This window comes from Paenarthrobacter sp. YJN-5 (genome assembly GCF_015040095.1).
Taxonomy (GTDB): Bacteria; Actinomycetota; Actinomycetes; order Actinomycetales; family Micrococcaceae; genus Arthrobacter; species Arthrobacter ureafaciens.
Genome location: NZ_CP053544.1, coordinates 387,761 through 408,870, shown reverse-complemented (window position 1 = coordinate 408,870; position 21,110 = coordinate 387,761). Strand labels below are relative to the sequence as shown.

General features: G+C 63.9%; 21 protein-coding genes. 8 read left to right on the top strand and 13 right to left on the bottom strand.

Translation table 11 applies throughout. The annotated features are described in order from the left end of the window. The first annotated feature begins 83 nt into the window (after nucleotides 1-83). On the top strand, nucleotides 84-1,202 hold the full coding sequence (gene ald / locus HMI59_RS01940; RefSeq protein ID WP_021473020.1) for an alanine dehydrogenase: 1,119 nt from the start codon (nucleotides 84-86) through the stop codon (nucleotides 1,200-1,202). Nucleotides 1,203-1,377: 175 nt separating this feature from the next. On the opposite strand, the gene HMI59_RS01935 is transcribed toward ald, so the two are convergent. From HMI59_RS01935 to HMI59_RS01925, 3 genes are all read right to left on the bottom strand, one after another. Continuing rightward, nucleotides 1,378-2,130, bottom strand: a complete 753-nt coding sequence (locus HMI59_RS01935; RefSeq protein WP_166185962.1) for a hypothetical protein — start codon at nucleotides 2,128-2,130, stop codon at nucleotides 1,378-1,380. After that, the gene (locus HMI59_RS01930) at nucleotides 2,127-2,684 is read right to left on the bottom strand and encodes an RNA polymerase sigma factor (protein WP_193592626.1); all 558 of its coding nucleotides are present in this window, start codon (nucleotides 2,682-2,684) and stop codon (nucleotides 2,127-2,129) included. Before HMI59_RS01930 ends, HMI59_RS01935 begins: the two co-directional genes overlap by 4 nt. Before the next feature lie 146 nt (nucleotides 2,685-2,830). Beyond that, a complete protein-coding gene (locus HMI59_RS01925; protein WP_193592625.1) occupies nucleotides 2,831-3,556 on the bottom strand; it encodes a hypothetical protein in 726 nt (241 codons plus the stop codon). Nucleotides 3,557-3,824: 268 nt separating this feature from the next. Here HMI59_RS01925 and HMI59_RS01920 point away from each other — a divergent pair, with 268 nt between their 5' ends. Together HMI59_RS01920 and HMI59_RS01915 are read left to right on the top strand one after the other, a co-directional pair. After that, nucleotides 3,825-5,012, top strand: a complete 1,188-nt coding sequence (locus HMI59_RS01920; protein WP_193592624.1) for a hypothetical protein — start codon at nucleotides 3,825-3,827, stop codon at nucleotides 5,010-5,012. A 25-nt stretch (nucleotides 5,013-5,037) separates the two neighbouring features. Next, nucleotides 5,038-5,511, top strand: coding sequence for a hypothetical protein (locus HMI59_RS01915; protein WP_193592623.1), 474 nt, complete (start codon nucleotides 5,038-5,040; stop codon nucleotides 5,509-5,511). Here HMI59_RS01915 and HMI59_RS01910 read toward each other — a convergent pair. From HMI59_RS01910 to HMI59_RS01880, 7 genes are all read right to left on the bottom strand, one after another. Then, nucleotides 5,508-6,557, bottom strand: a complete 1,050-nt coding sequence (locus HMI59_RS01910; RefSeq protein WP_193592622.1) for a Gfo/Idh/MocA family oxidoreductase — start codon at nucleotides 6,555-6,557, stop codon at nucleotides 5,508-5,510. The two genes, HMI59_RS01915 and HMI59_RS01910, sit on opposite strands and share 4 nt — an antisense overlap. 390 nt (nucleotides 6,558-6,947) lie before the next feature. After that, nucleotides 6,948-7,175: a type II toxin-antitoxin system prevent-host-death family antitoxin gene (locus HMI59_RS01905; RefSeq protein ID WP_193592621.1), complete on the bottom strand. Its 228-nt coding sequence runs from the start codon at nucleotides 7,173-7,175 to the stop codon at nucleotides 6,948-6,950. Nucleotides 7,176-7,536: 361 nt separating this feature from the next. Then, on the bottom strand, nucleotides 7,537-9,264 hold the full coding sequence (locus HMI59_RS01900) for an ABC transporter family substrate-binding protein (RefSeq protein ID WP_021473012.1): 1,728 nt from the start codon (nucleotides 9,262-9,264) through the stop codon (nucleotides 7,537-7,539). A gap of 76 nt (nucleotides 9,265-9,340) precedes the next feature. After that, nucleotides 9,341-11,503: an ABC transporter ATP-binding protein gene (locus HMI59_RS01895; RefSeq protein ID WP_193592620.1), complete on the bottom strand. Its 2,163-nt coding sequence runs from the start codon at nucleotides 11,501-11,503 to the stop codon at nucleotides 9,341-9,343. Further along, nucleotides 11,500-12,489, bottom strand: coding sequence for an ABC transporter permease (locus HMI59_RS01890; RefSeq protein WP_021473010.1), 990 nt, complete (start codon nucleotides 12,487-12,489; stop codon nucleotides 11,500-11,502). The genes HMI59_RS01895 and HMI59_RS01890 overlap by 4 nt, the downstream gene beginning before the upstream one ends. Continuing rightward, nucleotides 12,489-13,472 (bottom strand): ABC transporter permease, encoded by a 984-nt coding sequence (locus tag HMI59_RS01885; protein WP_021473009.1) that lies wholly within the window; start codon nucleotides 13,470-13,472, stop codon nucleotides 12,489-12,491. The genes HMI59_RS01890 and HMI59_RS01885 overlap by 1 nt, the downstream gene beginning before the upstream one ends. Before the next feature lie 330 nt (nucleotides 13,473-13,802). After that, nucleotides 13,803-14,408 carry a TetR/AcrR family transcriptional regulator gene (locus tag HMI59_RS01880; RefSeq protein WP_370583558.1) on the bottom strand — a complete coding sequence of 202 codons (606 nt, stop codon included), beginning with the start codon at nucleotides 14,406-14,408 and terminating at the stop codon, nucleotides 13,803-13,805. A gap of 87 nt (nucleotides 14,409-14,495) precedes the next feature. On the opposite strand from HMI59_RS01880, the gene HMI59_RS01875 reads away from it, so the two are divergent. Together HMI59_RS01875 and HMI59_RS01870 are read left to right on the top strand one after the other, a co-directional pair. Beyond that, nucleotides 14,496-15,065, top strand: coding sequence for an NAD(P)H-dependent oxidoreductase (locus HMI59_RS01875; protein ID WP_193592618.1), 570 nt, complete (start codon nucleotides 14,496-14,498; stop codon nucleotides 15,063-15,065). Nucleotides 15,066-15,237: 172 nt separating this feature from the next. Then, entirely contained in the window at nucleotides 15,238-16,158 is a 921-nt protein-coding gene (locus HMI59_RS01870) for a hypothetical protein (RefSeq protein WP_227471505.1), read from the top strand. A gap of 12 nt (nucleotides 16,159-16,170) precedes the next feature. Here the strand turns inward: HMI59_RS01870 and HMI59_RS01865 are convergent, their stop codons facing one another. The 3 genes from HMI59_RS01865 to HMI59_RS01855 all read right to left on the bottom strand — a co-directional run bounded on the left by HMI59_RS01865 (nucleotide 16,171) and on the right by HMI59_RS01855 (nucleotide 18,738). Then, nucleotides 16,171-16,710, bottom strand: coding sequence for a hypothetical protein (locus HMI59_RS01865; RefSeq protein WP_166185972.1), 540 nt, complete (start codon nucleotides 16,708-16,710; stop codon nucleotides 16,171-16,173). After that, nucleotides 16,691-17,764 carry a hypothetical protein gene (locus tag HMI59_RS01860; protein WP_193592617.1) on the bottom strand — a complete coding sequence of 358 codons (1,074 nt, stop codon included), beginning with the start codon at nucleotides 17,762-17,764 and terminating at the stop codon, nucleotides 16,691-16,693. The genes HMI59_RS01865 and HMI59_RS01860 overlap by 20 nt, the downstream gene beginning before the upstream one ends. Before the next feature lie 125 nt (nucleotides 17,765-17,889). Beyond that, nucleotides 17,890-18,738: an isocitrate lyase/phosphoenolpyruvate mutase family protein gene (locus HMI59_RS01855; protein ID WP_193592616.1), complete on the bottom strand. Its 849-nt coding sequence runs from the start codon at nucleotides 18,736-18,738 to the stop codon at nucleotides 17,890-17,892. Between the two features lie 104 nt (nucleotides 18,739-18,842). On the opposite strand from HMI59_RS01855, the gene HMI59_RS01850 reads away from it, so the two are divergent. The 3 genes from HMI59_RS01850 to HMI59_RS01840 all read left to right on the top strand — a co-directional run bounded on the left by HMI59_RS01850 (nucleotide 18,843) and on the right by HMI59_RS01840 (nucleotide 21,058). Further along, nucleotides 18,843-20,150, top strand: a complete 1,308-nt coding sequence (locus tag HMI59_RS01850) for a PLP-dependent aminotransferase family protein (protein WP_193592615.1) — start codon at nucleotides 18,843-18,845, stop codon at nucleotides 20,148-20,150. Then, nucleotides 20,147-20,575, top strand: coding sequence for a universal stress protein (locus HMI59_RS01845; RefSeq protein ID WP_166185976.1), 429 nt, complete (start codon nucleotides 20,147-20,149; stop codon nucleotides 20,573-20,575). The genes HMI59_RS01850 and HMI59_RS01845 overlap by 4 nt, the downstream gene beginning before the upstream one ends. Before the next feature lie 144 nt (nucleotides 20,576-20,719). Next, complete coding sequence (locus tag HMI59_RS01840; RefSeq protein WP_227471504.1) at nucleotides 20,720-21,058, top strand: hypothetical protein; 339 nt, start codon at nucleotides 20,720-20,722, stop codon at nucleotides 21,056-21,058. The last annotated feature ends 52 nt before the right edge of the window (nucleotides 21,059-21,110 follow it).

Below are 21,110 nucleotides of genomic sequence, written 5' to 3'. Positions count from 1 at the left end.
GCCTCACAGCCGGACCTATTCTGGAAGCACAGCCCACAGCACAAAAAACCGGCCTTAAGAGGCCGCTGACGATGGAGCCCCAGATGATCATTGGCGTCCCCAAGGAAATCAAGAACAACGAATTCCGCGTAGCCATCACGGCCGCCGGCGTGCACGAGTTCCGCACCCACGGCCACACCGTCCTCGTAGAGCGCGGTGCAGGCCTCGGCTCCGGCATCACCGACGAGGAATACTCGATCGCCGGCGCGGAAATCGTCAACGACGCCGACGATGTCTGGGCCCGCGCGGACATGGTCATGAAGGTCAAGGAACCCATCAAGGCGGAATACCACCGCTTCCGCAAGGGCCTGATCCTCTTCACCTACCTGCACCTGGCCGCCGAGCCCGAGCTCACCGCCGAGCTCATCAACTCCGGCGTCACCGCAATCGCCTACGAAACCGTGCAGGAAGGCCGCACCCTCCCGCTGCTCGCCCCGATGTCCGAAGTTGCAGGCCGCCTCTCCGTGGTGGTTGGCGCTTCTTCCCTCATGGCCCCCGCCGGCGGCAAGGGCATCCTCATGGGCGGCGTCCCGGGCGTGCGCCCGGCCAAGGTTGTTGTCCTCGGCGCAGGCGTTGCGGGAACCAACGCCGCTGCCATGGCATTGGGACTTGGTGCTGATGTGACCATCATGGACATCAACATCAACCGGCTGCGTGAACTGGACGCCCTCTACCAGGGCCGCCTGAAGACCGTCGCCTCCAATGCCTACGAGATCGAGAAGTCAGTTGTCGACGCAGATCTGGTCATCGGTTCCGTCCTGATCCCCGGCGCCAAGGCTCCCAAGCTGGTCACCAACGAACTCGTGTCCCGAATGAAGCCGGGCTCGGTTCTGGTGGACATCGCCGTAGACCAGGGCGGTTGCTTCGAGGACACGCACCCCACCACCCACCAGGAACCGACGTACAAGGTCCACAACTCGATCTTCTACTGCGTTGCCAACATGCCTGGCGCTGTTCCGAACACCTCCACGTACGCACTGACCAACGTCACCCTGCGCTACGCAGTTGCCCTGGCCAACCTGGGCGTCAAGGCCGCCTTCGACCGCGACCCCGCCCTCGCAGCCGGCCTCAACATCGCCGCCGGCCACGTGGCTCACCACTCCGTCTCCGAGGCGCACAACCTGCCCCTCGTTGAGGACTGGCACACCCTGGTCTCCGCCTAACGGCTGAGCAAACCCGGGCAGGAAAAAATGGCGGGGTGCTGCTTCTACGGAAGCAGCACCCCGCCGTCGTCTGTTCACCCCGATGCGCCCCTACCGAGATGGCAGTTAATGCCAATGTTTGAGGGAAACATTGGCATTAATTGTCATCTCGCGGGGGTTATTGGGCGGGGGCGGACTACTTCGCAGGGTCTGCGGGAGCTTTGGGGATCTCCGGAACGACGTGCGTGGGAACAGGCACCGGGATGTCGGACGGTTCAACCTTCGGTGGATCCAGCTTGGGGAGGTTCTCCGGGCTCACTGGCGGGGCGGGTAGCGGGAGTGCATTTCCCGGAACTGCCGGACGGGCGGGTTCCTTGGCCTGTTCGTTGCCGTTGGGTTTACCGGGTCCGGATGAGGGTGCTGCTGGGGGCGTGGCTCCGCCTCCCGGAACGGTGCCGGCCGATTCTCCGGGGACGCCCGATGCGGGTTGCGGCGAGTGTGAGTCCTGAACGGGGACGCCTGCCTGCTCTTCCTCGTGGGGCGCCTCGGCAGGAGCCTGAGCGGGCGCAAACTGGTCCACTACCGAGCCAATGGCCGCACCCCAGTGCTGGAATGTTCCCGCGATTCCGCCCTCTTGTGCAGCGGCGGCCGTGGCGCCGCCTGCCAGCGAAACCGCCACGGCAAGTCCCGTGAAGGCTGCGCGGCGCTTACGACGGCGGAAGGCCAGTTCGTCGCGGACAGCCGGCATGGCCGCCGTCGTGGTTTCCTGCGCGGCTGCACTGCCGGTCAACAGCGCGCGCACAGCGTCCGACGGCGCCGGATTGGTGGCCGCGAGCGAACGAAGCTCCAGCAGTTCGGTGCGGATGTCCGCAGCATCGTCGACGCCGGAATCTGCCAGGAAGCGGTCAACGGAGGCTTCCGGGCGTTGCCGCTGAGGATGGTTGTTCATGCGTGCTCGTTCCTTTGCGGTGTCCGCTGCGCCAATGCTTGTTTCCTCAATGCGGTCAGTGCCCTGCGTTGCAGTTGCTTGATGGCCCCTTGGGACTTGTTCATGATGGACGCCGTATCTTCGACGGACAGGTCGGCTACCACGCGGAGTGCCAGGACTTCGCGGTAATCGTCGGGGAGTCCTTCCAAGAGGTGGATAGCCCCGAGGCCGCCGACAGCCTGATCCTCGGCCGAAGGTGCGCTGCGGTGGTCAAGGTCGGCTTCGTAAGGGGCCGCGTCAGGGGTGCGCTCCCGACGGCGGTAGTGGTCCACCATCCTCGCATGGGCCATGGAGAACAACAACGACTTTGCCCCTTGCAGGCCGCCCTGAAGCGTGGGGATCTTGGGGTACAGGGCCAGGAACACATCCTGCGTGACGGCCTCCGCATCCTCCACACCCCGGGCCCGAAGGTATCCGAGGACGGGTCCGGAAAAGGTGTTGTAGGCAGCGGTAAAGAGCAGGCCAGGATCGTCCTGGTCTGCTTGGGCATTCACTTCAACCAAAGGGTTCAGCACCCGCGGATGCCTCCATCCTGCGCAGCGCAGCGACGCGTTACAGCCCCCAAACCGTTGCTGCTGCCGTCCGTTACGTGGCGGGGCTCCGTGCCTGATCGCTCGGATCCGGCAAGAAGCCCCGCCCTTAAACCGTAGCTGCCTGGTGCTTAGCGGACAGAATCGAGGGCTGCGCCGGGGCCTGCGGGCAGGTCCGTGGGAACCTGGGAAGGCAGTGCCGGAGCTGCGGGAACCGCAGGCGTGGCGGGAACTGCAGGAGTTGCCGGAACGGACGGCGTGCCGGGAACTGCAGGAGTAGCCGGAACGGCCGGGACTCCAGCCGAAACGGAAGCGTCGGCGTCGGCGTTTGCTGTGGCGTCAGCCTTCAGTCCCGCGGCCTTGCCGGCGTCCACAACAGCGGCACAGTGGGCCTCAACGTTGGCTTCGCCGCCGGCGTCGATGACCAACGATTCGTAGCCGGGGATCTTGGTGTCCGGCTTCAGCCCGCCGTTGACGAACGCGGTGCACAGGCCGAATGCTTCCGGGGTGGCGGCGACGGCGTCGTTCGCAGCGGACTTGGCGGCCGCTACTGCGTCTGCGGCCTTGTCCTGACCGGCGGCCTTCGCCTCTTCGGCCGTAGCCTTGGCGGTCTCGACGGCGTCAGTCGCCTTGGCAGCAGCGGCTTCCGTTGCGTCGGTGGCCTGCTGGGTTGCCTGCTCGGCGGCCTGGCTTGCGGCGGGGGCAGGGGCGCCAACGAGCTCGTGGGCGCTCTGCTGGAGCTCGGTGGGGAGCGCGCCGTTGGCTGCAGCGACGCCGGTTCCACCGGCGGCTACGGCTCCGGCGGCCAGGACGCTCGCGGCGACTTTGCTCGAAGCGATGACAGAGAACAAGGACATTGAAGACCCTCCGAAAGTTTGGGAGATTGCCCCGGCCGCGACGTGTTCGCAGCCGGATGATCAGGGTGCGGACGCGGCCCGCACACCCTCTACATCGCTACGGACCCCGGCGAGGTTACGCCTTGGTGAAAAACTTTTTGACGGAGAAGGAACCCCACAGGAGAGAACTGCCCATCGCGCGCCCCTCTGCCGACGGCTAGGCTCGGGGAACGGCCTTGCTGAACTCCTTGTCTGCGGCCGGATAACTTTCAACGCAGGGGGAGCTGTTGTGGGACAAGGTTTGATTGGCGCCGACGTCGCGGATCTTCGGTGGCTGTCCCAAGTGATGGACGCCGAGGCGGACAAGATGGCAGCCCTTCAACGGCAACTAACGTCTTTGGTCCATGACGGCCACTACTGGCGAGGGCAGGACGCCGACCGCTTCCGTAGCCAGTGGAACAGCGAGCTCTCCCGGCGCCTTGCAGCGGCAGCCGCGTGCTTACGGGCCAACGCCAAGACCCTGCGGACGAACGCCACCCAACAGGAGCTGGCCTCACGCGGGGACGCGTTCGTCGCCAGCAGCAGTTACTCCAACTCCAACGGCTTCAGCATCGACCCCGTCACCGTGGGCCCCCTGACGATTGGCGCGGAGGGGTCTACCGGCGTGGAAGGCAGCAGCGAAGCACATGGCTCGCTCGGCCCCGCCGGAGTGGAATTCGGGGTGTCCGCGGACGGATCGGCAGGCAGCCGGTTCGTCATAACAGGCAGCGGGGAGTTCGGACCCGTCAAGACCGTAACCACCAACGAAACGTTCGCCGGTGCGCGCGGGAACGGCAGCATCACCGGACACATCCCGTTCGGCTTCAACTTCCTGGATGGCCCGGCCATTAAGGCCACCGGCGAGGCCTTCGTCGGCATCGAGAACATCACCACCACCAAGAGCGAATTCTTCGACGGCTGGGTCAACAACACCTCCACGGTCCGGGCCATGACAGGCGCCGAGGCCAGCGCGCACGCCAACGCCGGCCCGTTCCTTTTCGGAGGCGGCGGCGAGGCCTTCGCCGGCCAGAAGGTGACCATGACCAATGAGACCGAGTTTGCCGGAGGCCTCTTCGGGGTAGGCCAGGGCGGGGAAATCCGGGGCGGCGCGTGGGCAAGTGCCGGTAGCGCCGAAGTCAGCAGCAGCAAGGCCGACGGCGTTACAGGCTCGGCCGCGAGCGCGGGCGTCGGCGCCGAGTTGACCCAGTCGCAGTACGTGGAGTTCCTGGGGCAGCGGCTCTCAACCTCCGGGACTGTTGCCGCCGGCGCCGGGGAGGGCTACACCTTCAAGGCTTCCATGGACGAAGACGGCTTCACGTTGGGCGTCGGTGCCAAGGTGACCGCGGAACTGGGCCTCGGAGCCGGGGCCGAAGTGAAGATCAGCCCGTCCGGCTTCAAGGATTCAGTCACCGGATTCGTCGAGTTCCTGTCCAAGTAACCACTTCCCAGCGCGAAGGGCACCCATGCCGTCCACACAGCTTTACCCGTCAACAGCCTTCCCGGCATTCCCTTCCATCGCGGTGGATCCCCCGGAAGGCTGGACGCCCCGGGTGGTGCCTGACGCCGTCGGGGCTTTGATGGGCCCGGCGGTCCCCGGCAGCTACGTCCCGAATGTGGTGATCACGGTGTCCCGCCGCACCCCGGACTATGGATTGAAGGACATCGCAAAGTCCGTGGATGCTTTCCTTTCCACCCTCCCGGACGCTGTCCTGCTGGGCACCGAGCCCGTGGTGATCAACGGCAGGGACTGGCACATTAGGGAAGCCCGGTACACCCATCCCGATGCCGGGTCCCTGACCCAGTTCACGGCGGTGACAGTGGTTCAGCGGGATGTGACAACCGACGTCGTCCAACTCACGGGCAGCTGCCGGGCGTCGGATGACAATCAGGACCTCAAAGCGATCTACGCCTTGGTCGCAAGCACCGAGGTTGGCTAAACGGCCATCTCCCTCGCCTGCTCGATCAACTTCAGCACCTCTACGGAGCCAGCCGGATCCACCGGCGGGGGAAGCACGGAGGCCGCACCGCCGTCGTCGATCTTCTCCGCAAGCAGGCGGTAAAACTCAGGGTAGGCACCGCGCTCGGTGGGAACAGTAGTTCTTTTGCCGTTGACTTCCAGCGTTCCATGGTGCGCGGAATCTTCGACGCCGTAGTCAGCATCCGTGGGCAGGCCGCCTCCCAGAAGGAAGGGTTCCTGCGGGTCGGTTCCGAACTTCACGAAGCCGCCGTCCGTGCCCAGGATACGGAAGCGCGGGCCGTGGAGGTGGCTGTTGAGATTCAGCGTCACGTGGGTCACGACGCCGGACTCATGGCGGAGGACCAGGAAAACGTCATCGTCCGCCCGTTCCTGCGGCCTGCGGGCCGTGATCTCCGCGTAGTCGACCCGGGCGGGACCAAAGAACCGGAGGGCGAGGTCCAGGACATGGGTGCCAAGGTCGAACAGGACGCCGCCCCCGTCGTCCGCCGTGGCGCCGGCTTTCCAGGCCTTGGAGATCTCCGGGGCCCAGCGCTCCATCCCCACCTCGAACCGGGTCACTGAACCCAGCGTCCCGGCGTCGAGCAGTTTCCGCACAGTGAGCGCATCGCCGTCCCAGCGGCGGTTCTGGTACACGGTGAGGACCCGACCCGCTGTGCGGGCAAGGTCAATGAGTTCCTCGCCTTCCGCGCTGCGCACCGTGAAGGGCTTGTCGACGACGACGTCAAGGCCGGCTTCCAGCGCTGCTTTCGCGAGTGGAAAGTGCGTTGCGGGCGGTGTGCCCAGGACGATGAGGTCCAGATGCCCGGCCGCGTCGAGGATGTCCTGCGGTGTTTGGACCACCGTTGCCTGCGGGTACTTAGTGTGCGCCTGCGCTTGGCGGCCGGGGTCCGACGTGGAGATCATGCTCAGCTGATAAGCAGGGTGGGCCTCGATGAACGGGGCATGGAAGACGCTGCCGGACAACCCAAAGCCGGCAACAGCGGTACGGATCGGTGAGGAAGCCATGTGCCTAGGCTACCGATCCACTATCACTTCCCCACCCCTCCCGGGCCTTCCTCTATCACTTCCCCACCCGTTTTCAGCGACGCTCTATCACTTCCCCACCCCTTTTCAGCGACGCTCTATCTGGGCGGGCGCTATCCGGGGAGTCGGTCGGACATCGGGGAGCCGTACACGTTGATGGGCAACGCTGTGCCTGGCAGTTCAGTACGCCTCAAGCCGGTGCGCTGACCGGAAGACAACAACCAGCTCGCTGTCAACTATTTCGCAAATCACTCGGGGGTCGCGGATCGTCCCGAAGGTCGGAAATGCCCAGCAGAAATCGTCGCCTGATAGCCGGGTCGAGCTTACGAATCTGCTTAGCAGCTGCTGCGGTGAACTCAATTCGATAGACGGTCAACGGTTAATGCCGTTTTCCTTCAGCATCTCGTCAAGACTGATTCGAGTGCCGTCGTCCTCTGCTCTGGCTGTTTGGAGAGCCCCCAGGTCCGCCTCATCTTCGAGTAGTTCAAGTCGTTTCAAATCCTCGGCTCTGATCAAAACGGCCGCACGCTTGCCACTACGTGTGATGCTGATGCGCTCGTGCCCGTAGGCAGCGCGGTTGATGGTGTCTGAGATGTACATGATGTACAAACGCCTTTCCGCCCCGGAGCGGGAGCACTTCCTGCGGTGGGATGTGAGAGAAGGATGCCCAAAACGTCGCGGGATGTGAGAGAGCGATCGGCGAAAGGGGGTGGGATGTGGGAGAGCGATCGGTGAAAGGGGGTGGGATGTGATAGAGGAACGCATGGGGAAGGCCGGGACTCCTCCGCGGGCCGTGGCACACACCAGCGGCTGCGGGAAATCCCGGCCTTCTTCAGGTCAAGCAGATCGTTCAGATCCTGTCAGGTCAAGCAGATCGTTCAGATCAAGCGGATACAGCAGATCGTTCAGGTCCTGTCGAACCTGTCAGATCAAGCAGATCATATAGATCAGGCTTGACGGGTTACTTCTTGGCGCCCTTTTCCCAACCGATGGTGGTCCAGTCCGGAACGTTGGACAGGCTCTTGAACAGGGACGGACCGTAGTTGGCCAGGCCCGTACGAACGAACTGGATCTCCGGGCCGTTCAGGACGGTACCCATGGAGAAGTACTTCTCCATGTGCTTCTTCTCTACCTCCATGGCGGCCTTGTTGCGCTCGGCGTCGTCGGCAATGGTTGCAAGTCGCTTGATTTCGGCGTCCAGCTCGGCGTCGCCCAGACCGTTCTCGTTGGTGGCGGAGTCGTAGTACTGCTTGACTGCGTCCGTGGCATCCGGGCCAACGGTGTAGCCGGAGATGGTCACATCGAACTCACGACCGCCAACAACCTTGCCGAAGTCGGCGTCACCGCGCTGGTCGATGGAAACGTCCATGCCCGCAGCCTGGAGCTGCTTCTGCAGGGTCTGCGAAGTGGCGGCGGTGGTGGGGTCGTCACCGAAGTTGGTGATGCTGAAGGCAACCGGAACGCCGTCCTTGGCCATGATGCCCTTGTCGTTCGGGGCGTAGCCGGCGTCGGTCAGGACCTTCTTGGCCTGCTCGGCGCCGCCTTCCTTCACGGGGTAGTTGTCCTGGTAGTACTCGGAGAACGGCATGAGCATCATGGAGCCCGAGCTCTCTTCGGACCAGTTCAGGCCGTTGAAGCGGACATCGCGGATGGCCTTGCGGTCGACGGCGGTGAAGATTGCCTTGCGTACTGCGACGTCGGTGAGGGCCGGACGCTTGGCGTTGAGGTTCAGGCCACCTGCGAAGAGGCGCTGGCCACGGCGGACCTCGGAATCCTTGGTGCCTTCGAGCTGCTTGTAACGGCCGAGGGTGCGGCCGCTGGTTGCGTCGATTTCGCCGTTCTTGAAAGCTGCGATGGTGGCGCTGGGTTCCATCTGGCGCCAAACGATCTTCTCGAGAACCGGCTTCTGGCCCCACCACTTGTCGTTCGGAACCATGGTGACGGTCTTGGCGGTGGTGTCGTAGTTTTCAACCTTGAACGGGCCGGCCATCCACTCGGGGTGCATCTCACCGGCGAAGCCCTTGTTGAAGATGTCCGGGGTGTTGATGGCGGGGTGGATCAGGCCGAAGAACAGGCCTTCCAGCGGGTAGACCGGCTGGGTGGTGGTGACGATGACTTCCTTATCATTGGCTCCGGCCTTGACCGAGTCAACAAACGCATAAGCACCGGCGCTTACGATGTCGATCGACGTGTCCTCGCCCTTGAGCATGTTCCACGTGTTCTCGAACGTCTTGACGTCGATCGGCGTGCCGTCGTTCCACGTCGCCTTGTCGTTGATCTTGATGGTGATGGTCTGCTTGCCATCCTTGACTTCGCTCTTGACCTCTTCGCAGAAGTCCTTGTTCGGCTCTGCCTTGCCGTCGAAGTCGAGCTTCCAGCAGCCGCCGATGCCACCGCTGTTAATGGAAGCTGTGTTCACCGGGGTCATCAGTGCGGACGTGTCCGCGCTGTTGCCCACGTTGGAGAAGCCGTTGAAATCCGGGCCGATGCTGCCCACGGCCAGGGTGACCGTGCCGCCCTGCTCCAGGTCCTTGGCTTCCTTGGCGTTGACGCTGATCAGCTTGCTGATGTCGCCGCCTGCTTCTTCGGCCTTCTGGGAGGCCGGACCCGACGGCGTTCCCCCGCCGCAGGCGGTCAGCATCAGCGCTGTTGCCAGTGCTACGCCGCCGATCGTCGTGTACTTCTTCATGGTGTGCCCTTCATGTTTACGACTGGAAAATCATTGCGAGTTGAGACCAGGGATTTTTTCAATGCGTCATGTGTCGTCAGGCATGCACCACCAGCATGTCGGCATCTATTTCTCCATCCGGGAAGAAGCATGCAAACTCCTGTTGCCCTTCTGAGGCCAAGGGCGGCTCCAGATTAAGGCACTTCTCCTGTTTGGACGGTGGAAGCGCTGCGAATACGGGGCAGCGAGTCGCAAAATTACATCCCTTGGGGGCGTCCAGGGGGCTGGGCAGGTCACCTTCGAGGATGATGCGTTCACGGGTGCGTTCAACTTCCGGATCCGGCACGGGAATCGCAGACAGCAGGGCCCTTGTGTAGGGGTGCCGGGGGTTGTCGAAAACGTCGTCCACGTCGCCGGTCTCCACGATCTTCCCCAGATACATGACGGCCACCCGGTTGGAGATGTGCCGGACCACGGAGAGATCGTGAGCCACCATCAGGTAGCTCAGGCCGAGTTCGGCGCGGAGTTGGTCCAAGAGGTTGATCACGCCGGCTTGCACGGAGACATCCAGCGCGGACACCGGCTCGTCCAGGACAACGAGCTTCGGATTGACTGCGAGCGCCCGGGCGATGCCGATGCGCTGCCGCTGGCCACCGGAGAACTGGTTGGGGAACCGGTTCACGTGGTCCGGTTGCAGCCCCACCAGGCGCATGAGTTCCATGATCCGTTTCTTGACGGCCGCCTTGGGCATGCCCAGGTTTTCGAGCGGTTCGGCCAGCACCTCGTACACGGTGAACCGCGGGTCCAGGGCTCCGGTGGGATCCTGGAAGACCATCTGCATTTCCTTGCGCATGGCCATCTTGGTCTTGTTGTCCGTGGCGGACTTGTTGCTGACGCCGCCGATCACCACCTCGCCCGTTTGCTCGGGGTGGAACTCCATGATTTCCAGGAGGGTGGTGGTCTTGCCGCAGCCCGATTCCCCCACGATTGAGAGGCATTCACCTTCGCGGATGTCGAAACTCAAGCCGTCCACGGCTTTGACCGTGCCGATCCGGCGCTTGATGAGGGCACCCTTGAGCAGCGGGAAGTGCTTTTTGACGTCTTTGAGTTCCAGGACCTTTTCCCGCTCGACGCGGGGAACGCCGTCGAACTTCGATACCGGAAGCGGGGGCGCCTTGAAGATGCGGTGCGCGTCTGCGTCTCCGGCCAGTTTCTCCGACTTGATGCAGGCTGCCTGGTGGCCCTGGACAACTGCGCCATCGGGCGCCGGCACCGGCCACAGGGTTGGTTCGCCGTCCAGGCATTCCTCGCTGGCCAGCGGGCAGCGGGGCGCGAAGGAGCAACCAGTGACGGGCAACGTGAGGTTGGGCGGCGTCCCTTCGATGGGCACCAGCGACTGTTTGGTGGCGGTATCCACCCGGGGCACTGCCCCCAGGAGACCCAGTGTGTAGGGCATCCGGGGGTTGTAGTAGATGTCCTCCACGGTGCCGGTTTCCACCGGCTTGCCTGCGTACATGACCATGATGTCGTCGGCCATGCCCGCTACGACGCCGAGGTCGTGCGTGATCATGACGACGGCGGCGCCGGTTTCCTCTTGCGCGGCGTGAAGGACTTCCAGCACCTGCGCCTGGATGGTGACGTCCAACGCCGTCGTGGGTTCATCGGCGATGAGCACCCGCGGATCGTTGGCGATCGCAATGGCGATCATGACGCGCTGGCGCATACCGCCCGAGAATTCGTGCGGGAAGGCCTTGAGCCGGTCCTTGGGACTCGGGATGCCCACCATCCGCAAAAGGTCGACGGCGCGGGCTTCTTTGGCCTGTTTGCTCATGGTGGGGTTGTGGACCGTGAGCGCCTCGATGATCTGGTTGCCCACCGTGTAGACAGGGGTCAGCGAGGACAGCGGATCCTGGAACACCATGGCGATGTCATTGCCGCGGTGCTTGCACATGGCTTTGTCGCTCAGGCCCAGGAGTTCCTTGCCTTTGAAACGGACTGACCCGGTGATGTCCGCCGTTTCCGGCAGGAGGCCCATGATCGCCATGGAGGTGACGGACTTGCCCGAACCGGATTCGCCCACGATGCCCAGGGTCTTGCCGGGCATCAGGTCGAAATCAACGCCGCGGACAGCGTGGACAACACCGTTTTCCGAGTTGAAGCGGACGTTCAAGTCGCGGACGCTGAGGACCGCGTCGCCGGGAGCGTAGAGGCCGGCATCGCGGAGCCGTTCCGCGGGAGTCTGGGAAATGTTGGTGCTCATTTGCTGGCTCCCTTTGAGCTCTGTGCAGCTTCGACTGCTTTGCCGGAGTTTCGCTTGGCCCGGCCGATGGAACTGGAACTGGGGTCGAAAGCGTCACGGAGGCCGTCGTTCATCATGGCCAGCGAACCCGTCAGGAGGAACATGACAACCAACGGAACCCAGAACATCCACGGGAAGGAGGACACCTGGCCTGTTGCCTGGCCGATCAGGACGCCCAGGCTAACGTCCGGGAGCTTGATGCCGATGCCGATGAAGGAGAAAGCTACTTCTGCCAGGACTGCTCCGGTGATGCCACGCGTGAAGTCGAGCACCAGGAGGGAGCCGATGTTGGGGACGAGGTGCCGCCACACAATCCTGCGGGAAGGGACGCCCATGTACCTGGCGGCCTTGACGTAGTCGCGCTGCATGAGGGACATGGACAAGGACCGCACCAAGCGGGCGGTGCCCATCCAGCTGAAGAACAGCAGGACGATGATCAGCAGCAGCCAGCTGGGCAGGTTCTTGAGTCCGCCACCGCCGTTGGTGGCGACGGCGACAACCAGGATGGCGGGCATCATGATCAGCGCTTCGAGGATGAACAGCATGGTGGCGTCCACTTTGCCCCCGAAGAACGCCATGGTGCAGCCGTAGACGGCGGAGATCAGCACGGAAAGACCACCGACGATCAATCCGATGAAGATCGAGGTCCTGGTGCCGTCCACGATCAGGGCCAGGAGGTCGATGCCCGCCTGGGTGGTGCCGAAGAAGTGCTCGGGCGACGGTCCCATTCCGATGTTGAGGGGATCGATGGTGTCCTTGTCCCACGGGGTCAGGAAACCGCCAAACAGGGAAAAGAGGAACAGCGCCAGGAAGATCACGAGGCCGGCCACGGCAGTTTTGTTCCGCATGAAACGACGGAAGATGATGCGCGACTTGCCGATCACCACGTCCTGGTCTGCAACGCGGGACTCGTCGATTTCGGCGATGGGGTCAATGATGTTGCTCATTACTGGACCCTCACTCGTGGATCGACCAGCGTGGTGGCGAAGTCTGCCAGGATGGCGCCGATCGCGAAGATCACCGAACCATAGGCCAGGGTTGCCGTGGCGACGTTAACGTCCTGGAGGCCGATCGCCTGGATGCTCCACAGCCCGATGCCGGGCCACGCGAAGATCGCTTCGGCGAAGAAACCGCCCGTGAAGATGGCCGGGATAGTGAACGCGATGCTCTGCGCTACCGGGATGAAGGACACCCGCAACGCGTGTTTGCGGATTGCCTGGTTGCGGGTGAGGCCCTTGGCGCGGGCTGTCCGCACGAAGTCGGCATTGACGTTGTCCAGCAGGTATTGCCGCTGCGCGATCTGGTATCCGGCCCAACCGAAGATGGTCATCGCGAAGGTGGGCACAGCGTAGTGGGCCACAAGGTCAACGAAAGCCGGCCAGCCGGGGTCTATTCCCGGCGTCGAAATTCCCGTCACGAAGAAGATGCGCTCCCCCACCGCCTCGTTGACGCTGATGGCGCCCAGCTGCACCAGGAAGTAGGCGATCGGCGCAGGGAGAATGTGGACCAAGTAGCTGTAGGAGGTGATGACCCTGTCCGGGAACTTGTACTGCCGGGCTGCCGAGTAGACGCCCAGCGCAACACCGATGATGAGGGTCAGAATGATGGAGGCGATGAAGAGCCGGGTGGAGACCATCACGCGGTCCGCGAACTCGGCGTTGACGTACGCCCCGTTCGGGCTGCGGCCCCAATCCCAGCGTGTGATGATGCCGCCGAGCCAGTCCACGTAGCGCTGCCACGGGTTGGCATCCGGGTCCAATCCCAGTCCCCTGAACGACGCCGACACCTGTTCCGGAGTGGGCCGCGGAATCCTTTCCTGCTCGAGGAGCGCCGGCTTGAGCGTAGAGACAGCCAGGAAGTATCCCGCGCTGGTGGTCAGGAAGATCATGATCAGGTAGATTCCCGACCGCTTCAGCAGATATTTCAGCATGTCGGGCGGCTGCCCTTGATCGTGGCAAAGCTCAAAGCTGGTCCTTCCGCGGTTACCGGCGGTGGCCGGTGTCAGCTACGAATTGGCGCAGGGATGTGTACCCCCAAACCCCTTCAGTGATCACCGGCCATGTATGGCATGGGTCACATTCAAGAGGAAACTACCACAATAACTGCTTCATATTTGGCTTGAGGCGGCCCGGTTTCTCGCCTGCAGCCAGATCGTTATGAGCAGACTGCGTCATGTATGGAGGTGTTATGCCACTTACGGCCCTGCCTCACCGCAGCCGACAGCGCGCGCTCCCTTGCTGAACGTGCCCGGATGCAGCCGTCAGGTTGACGGGACGAGGCGGCGGACCAGTTCACTCCAGGAATCGGTGAGCCGCTTGGGCGAAATTCCGTGAACACGCACGTCATTGACGATCCGGTCCGGGTCCAGGGCCGCAATCAAGGCCATCGCCATCACCCAGGGATCGGGAATGCCCGCCTCCCGCAGCAGCATCTCCACATGCCGGTGCGCGAGGGCGGTGGGGGGAGCTTCGAAGCGGTTCCGGGTGGAAGCACCCGCAGCCTTCCACAGGTCACCGTTTTCCAGAATGAAATAAATCCGACCCTCACCGAAGGCAACCAGGCGGTCCCGCGGCGGCGCGCCGGGGCCCAGCGGCGGCGGCCCGAACATGAAGCCGCGCTGAAATTCGGATTCGGAGTCGCTCAGCAAGGTCATCATCAGTCCGGCCCGGCTGCCGAAGCGCCGGAACACCGTCCCCTTGCCGACTTTGGCCTTGCACGCCAAGGCATCCATGGTGAGCGCTTCGGCGCCAAACTCATCCACGAGCTCGCGCGCGGCACTCAGCAGGCGCTCCCGGTTGCGCGCGGCGTCACGCCGTTCGTGCGGCGATTCAAAAGGCACGTCCGGCCGGAGTGGGATGAAGCTCACATGAGTCATTCTAGACCCCGGGAATAGAAAGCGGACCATGGTCCGTTTAGTATCGGTGAAGGCCCAAAACCTACCAAGGAGACCACAATGACCAAGAGCACCGTCCTCACCCTCGTCGGCAGCCTCCGCGCTGATTCCCACAACAAGAAGCTCGCCGAGGCCATCGCGCTGAACGCTCCGGAAAACGTTGAGGTCCAGATCCACGGCTCGCTGGGCAACATCCCGTTCTACAACGAGGACATCGACGTCGAAGGCCAGGTTCCGGCCGAAGCCGCCGCCCTCCGTGAGGCTGCAGCCAACGCTGACACCCTCCTCCTGGTCACCCCCGAGCACAACGGCACCGTCCCCGCATCCCTCAAGAACGCCATCGACTGGCTGTCCCGCCCGTTCGGCGCCGGCGCCCTCGCAGGCAAGCCGACCGCCGTCGTCGGAACCGCTTTTGGCCAGTACGGCGGCGTCTGGGCGCAGGACGAAGCCCGCAAGGCCGTCGGCATCGCCGGCGCCAAGGTCCTCGAAGACGTCAAGCTCGCCGTGCCGGGATCCATGGTCCGCTTCGCTGAACTGCACCCGAAGGACGACGCCGAGGTCGTGGAGCAGATCAAGGGCATCTTCGAGCCGCTGACCGCCGTTCAGGATGACGAAGCAGCCGCAGCCTAGTCACTCTTCCTGGTGCCCCCGTTCCGTCCAATTACCGGACAGAACGGGGGCACTTTGCGTTCAGCGGCACCGTTTTCCACACCGTTCCCGCCCCGCGTGACCGAGTCTTGTCCGAACCGTCACCGTACTGGCATGTTGCCCACCTGCAAGGCGGCCTAACGTTTAAGGACAGGTGAACGGACAGGAGCGTGGGGCTGTCATGCGTGCCGGGCTGGGGCTGCAAAGTACGACGGCGATCGCAGCCGCCTGCCTGTTGTTCAGTACGTGGGTGGCCGGCTGCACGGCGTCGCCTGAGGCGGTTTCGCCTTCCTCCACGCCATTCGTTTCCGGAGCCGGTGCTTCAAGTCCGCAGAACCCGGACGAACCCGTCAGCAACAGCCTGACCCCGCCAGTTTCGCCTGCCACACCGCAGCTGGATACCACCCCCACGAACCCGTCTCCTCTTAGTGATCCCGGCCAGCCCTCAGTCCCCGGCCCGCTTCCGGGATCGGGCGGGGCTGTGCCCAGCGGGGCCGCTACGGGCGGCGGCGGAACGGGCGCGGGCCCAGGTCCTTCGACCCCGGCAGACACCAGCCAAGGCGCCAGCAGCCCGGCCGACCCGGGCACCGCCGTCGAGCCTTCCCCGGGGCCATCAGCCAGCCACTCAGCGGGCGGCGAGGCCGCGCGGGCAGCGGTAGTGCCCCCGCAGGTGGAGCCCGGCCCTGCCGTTTACTACGTGGCCATCAACGACGGCGGTTCCCGCGGTGTGCGGTTCGGCTGCAATGACAGCCTTGTCCCCGTCCGCGGTCCGGCGTCATCCGGCGATCCTTTGACCGTGGCCCTCGGCCGCTTGTTGGGCGCAGGGTTGCCCGTGGACAACGACGCCGCACTCTACGATTCCCTCGCGGCTTCCTCCCTGCATTTCGTCTCCGGTTATGTCAGCGGCTCCACGGTGGTGGTGAACCTGGGCGGGTCCATCCGGCCGGGGGGCGTGTGCGACATCCCCCGGATCGAAGCGCAGCTCACGCACACCGTGGTGGCTGCCAGCGGTGCAACGCGCGCCGAAATCTATGTCAACGGTATGACCTTGGAAGTCGCACTGAGCCTGCGGTGACGTGGGCGGCGGTCATGCGGTGGCAATGGCCAGGACCCGGCGGAGCGCCCACGCCACTCTGAGCAACGCCAGCGTGGACGCGAAGGCAAAGACGAAAACCACGGCTTCCGGGATCCAGAGCCCCCTCACTTCGTCACCTTCCAGGACCACAGTGATAAGGGAAGCGATCAGGAGCAGTCCGAGCCCGGGGATCGCGAACAGGAACACCTCACCGATTTGGCGTCGGTGCGTGGGGGTGAGCTTCTCCAGCGGCAGTTCGCGTTGACCGGGCGCTGATTTCTTGCCGAGGACGTTGATCAGCATGGAGACGCTGGTCAGCGTGAGGCCGGCTGTGGCGCCGGCCATCGTCGCGAGGGTCTGGAACAGCGTCCGGCGGGCACCGGGTCCGACGCCCTCCAGGATCAGAGGCTGCCGGAACAGCAATGCAGCAGCCATCCACAGGAGCACCAATATCAAGGCCCAGAGGTAGTCAGCCCTCGGATGGAGGAGGAACCAACGCCACAGGGTTCGACGCCTTCCGCGCCGCTCCACATCAACCTCGTACAAGCTCATGCCCGGCACCCCCTTCCCGGGAATCCGCCTTGACGCTTGGCGTCGGCACATCAGCACTGGCGGCCTCTTTCGCAGCCAGGGCGGCAGCCATGGCCTCGCGCACCGCAGCCATCCCACCGGCGATCAGGTCCGGCACCAGGGCAGTATCAGGTGAGCCCCGGACCTCGGGCAAAGTCCGTGCGAAGAATTCCTCATTGTCCCGCGCTTGCTTGTTCAGTATGGAAACCGCTTGGGCAACGGATTTGGCGGGATCATTGAAGGCATCCGCATCCACCTCAACGTGCGAGACGAACCGTTCCTTGAGCAGATCAACAACCTCACGATCGCCCGTCAGTGAATCTTTGCCCTCGGCCACCACGTAATCGAAATGTTCCACGGAGCCCGCGTGCCGGAATTGCTCGATCAGTTGCTGGATCCGTTCGCGGATGCGCTGTTTGTCTGCGGCCTTGCCGGACCGCCCGACGCTCAGCGAGATCCGGAACGTGCCCTCGGTCATCAGCCTCGACGCGCTGTCCAGGACATCGGCCCACTCGCCTTCCATGAGCTTTCCGGATAAACGCTCGGCCGGGAGCGCGAACTCAAAACGGCTTACTTCCAGCCGGCTGAGAATCTCCTCGACGTCCTCGCGCACCACCGGAACCAGACCGGGATCCAAGCCCAGCATCCCTTCCAGGTACTCCCCCATCCGCGAAGCGCGCGGGCCGTTGCCGCTCGTCAGCACGGCCACGACGTTTCGCTTCAAGAAAGCGAAGTAGGTGGTTTCCAGGAGGTGGTCCCCCGGGGCCAACGGCAACGGCTTGCGGCGGCCCGATGGATCCCCGACGCTGGGCAGGTTGGTGTCCCGCACCCGGTCAAGCAGCAGGACCGGGTGCGGCGTAAAGGCGACAGCCTGGGCTACCAGGACGGTTCCATCCGGGGACACGTAGTGCCGGTCCGTACCCGCTTGACGAGCCTGCTGAAGCACTTCAGCCAGCCGGCGCGCCGGAAACGGACGGCTGAGGTCATCGCCGTTCACCTGCGCAATGCGCCAAAACTGGACGCTTCGCCTCGCCATCCATCCTCCTGGTTGCCCGCTCTCCGAGCCCGGTTACCGGCTCCTTCTCTTGTTCCAAGCTATTGGTGGGGTCTGACATTAAAGGCGCGTGCCGCCGTCGTTCGCTTGCACTGGCGACGCCCGCATCAGGGCACGTACTTCGGGCCCGCCGCGAACAGCGCGTCCATTTCGTCATGGCTGCGGGTGCCCGCCAGGCAGGACCAGTTGCCGTCGCCCAGAACTTCTGTGGCGACGCGGGCCACCTTGGCATAAGCAGCCTTTGCTGTGTTGCCGCCTATGCTCACGCGCCGTACGCCGGCGTCGTGCAATTCCATGGGCGAAGGCGCGCCGAGCCCGCCCAACGCGTTCAGCGGCGCGGCAATACCGGTGGAAAGCTGGTGCAAAGTGTGGAGATCCAAGACGCCCGGGACGAAGATGCCGTCGGCGCCCGCCTGCAGGTATGAGGCCGCGCGTGCGAGCGTCTCCTCGTAAGCGGCATCGGGATAGGCCCCGGACAAGTACGTATCAGTGCGCGCGTTGATGTAGAGCGGGATCCCGCGTTCATCCGCCGCGGCCCGGATCAGGGCGATGCGGCGGGATTGTTCCGCTATATCCGCGAGCGGTTCGGTTCCGGAGTCCTCGATGTTGATTCCGACGGCGCCGGCGTCCAGTACCGCGTTGATGGTGGCGCGGAGTTCGTCGTCCGAACGTCCGTATCCCGTTTCGATGTCCGCGGTGACCGGCAGGCTTGTCGCCGCCACGACGCGCCCCAGGACCGCCATCGCCAAGCCCCACGGCACATGGTCGCCGTCGCGGTAGCCCAGACTCCAGGAGATGGCGGAGCTTGAGGTGGCGATCGCCGTCGCACCCGCTTCCTGCACCACCTTGGCCGAGGCTGCGTCCCAGACGTTCACCAAAACCAGCGGCGCGGGACCCGCTTGGTGAAGTTTATGGAACTGCTCGGCCTTGGTCACGGATGCCTGGTGCGAAGTCATGAGTACATTCCAGCCGTTCGGGTTGACTCCGTAAAGCCCCGGCCAGCCGTTTGGTTGAAAACAAACGTTGCCCTATTGGCAACCTTCGGGAGTATCCTGTCAGTGTGACCCACGAAACATTGAATGCCGACACCACTCTTCCCGCCGAAGCAATCGATGCCATTGAACGGGCAGCCACTGCGGCCCATCCGCATGAGGGACTGTTTTCAGCCCGCGCAGCCAACATCAAGCAGTCAGCGGTTCGCGACGTCTTCGACATCTCCATGCAGCCCGGATTGGTCTCCCTCGCCGGCGGCAACCCGTACCTGCAATCGCTTCCGCTGGAAAAGCTGGGACAGACGGCGGCCCGGATCATTTCCGAGGAAGGAATGACCGCACTGCAATACGGCGGCGGGCAAGGCACCGAAGAGCTCCGCCAACAGATCTGCGAAGTCATGGCCGCCGAGGGCATCAACGATGCGCGGCCGGAAAACGTAGTGGTCACCGCCGGTTCACAGTCCGCGCAGGACGTCGCCACCAAAGTGTTCTGCAACCCCGGCGACGTGGTGCTCGTTGAGAATCCGACGTACGTCGGCGCGCTGAACACGTTCGAGGCTTACCAGGTGCAGGTGGAACCGATCGAAATGGACGACGACGGCCTGGTCCCCGAGCTGCTCGAGGCCAGGATCGCTTCGCTTCAGGCTGAGGGCAAGAGCATTAAGTTCCTCTACACCATCCCCAACTTCAACAACCCTTCAGGCATCACCCTGGCCGCAGAGCGGCGCCAGCGGATCGTTGACATATGCCGCGCGGCGAATATTTTGGTCCTCGAGGACAATCCCTACGGCCTGCTGCGCTTTGACGGCCACCCCATCGAACCCATGCGGGCGGCGAACCCGGATGACGTGATCTACCTGGGCTCCTTCTCCAAGATCTTTGCCCCCGGCCTGCGCATCGGCTGGGCCTTGGTCCCCGCCCACCTGCAGCGGCGCTTCTACTTGGCTTCCGAAGCCGTCACCCTTTGCCCGCCGCCCCTCAACCAGATGCTCGTTTCCTCCTACATCCGCGAATTCGACTGGCGCGGCCAGATCGAAACCTACCGGGCGTTGTACGCGGAGCGCTGCCGGGCCCTGCTTTCTGCTTTGGACGAGCACATGCCCGAAGGCCTTATCTGGACCCGGCCTGACGGCGGCTTCTTCGTTTGGGTGACCCTGCCGGAGGGCGTGGACACTTACCCCCTCCTCGGAAAAGCCATCGACGCCGGTGTTGTCTTCATCCCCGGCGCGGCCTTTTCACCCGCGGACGGCCCGTCCAACAAGTTGCGCCTGGCCTTCAGTGCCGTGCCCCCGGATACGATTGCCGAAGGCGTACGCCGTCTGGCACCTGTGCTTGCAGAGGCCATCCAAGCCAGCAATGAAGGAGCAGCGCTATGACCGGAGTAGTCATTGTAGGAGTTGACGGCAGCGAGACCGCCTTGAGGGCTGCGAAAGCGGCCCAGCAGCTGGCCATCGGGCTGGGCGCCAATCTGCGCGTCGTCAGCGCCTTTGACACCAACCGGACCGAGGTTGTGGAAATCGGAACCGATCGATGGATTGTCTCCGACGCCGCCGAGGCCGAGGCAGTAGCCCGGACCGTAGCCGAGCAACTTGCCGACGACCGGCTGGAAGTAACCTACTCCTCTGCCCGCGGCAAGCCCGGGGAGGCCTTGGTCAAAGAAGCCGAGATCCATGATGCCCGGCTCATTGTGGTGGGCAACCGACGCATGCAGGGCATCGGAAGGGTCCTGGGCAGCGTGGCAAACACGGTGGCACACACGGCACCGTGCGACGTCTACATCGCCAAGACAGACGCCCCGTAAAGCGAGCAGGATCACGCCGCCGGGTGGGCAGTCTCACCCGGCTTTTGGCGTCTTTTGAGGCCGGCGAAAGTTGCAACCGTTATAAAATCGAGATGCCCCCAATGATGTGAGCCACCACTATTCTTTCGATTCCAGGGGATATTCTTGCTTACTTTGCAGCCTCGTCAGCGCGTTGGACACGACATCCTGCTGGCCCGCCACGGCAACAACATCAGCACCATGCATTTCGACCGCAGCAATGACCGCATCATTGCCCTGCTGGATGACGGCTCCTGGGACAGCGCCCCCAACATGATCGCCCCGCAGCTGGACATGCCCGAGACCATTGGCAGCGTCTTCCGCAAAGACTGGCGCTTCCTGTCCGTGGCCTGCATCGCCATGCTCACCATTGCGGCCGCTGCCATGGGCGTGAGCATCGAGCTCTCCAACCACATGTCCTCTTCGGACCTTCAAGCATTGCTGGTCAACTACCCGGCGTTCTGAAACCGCAGTCCAGACCGTAAAGAGGGCCGGAGGCTTCCCGGGTCCGCTACGC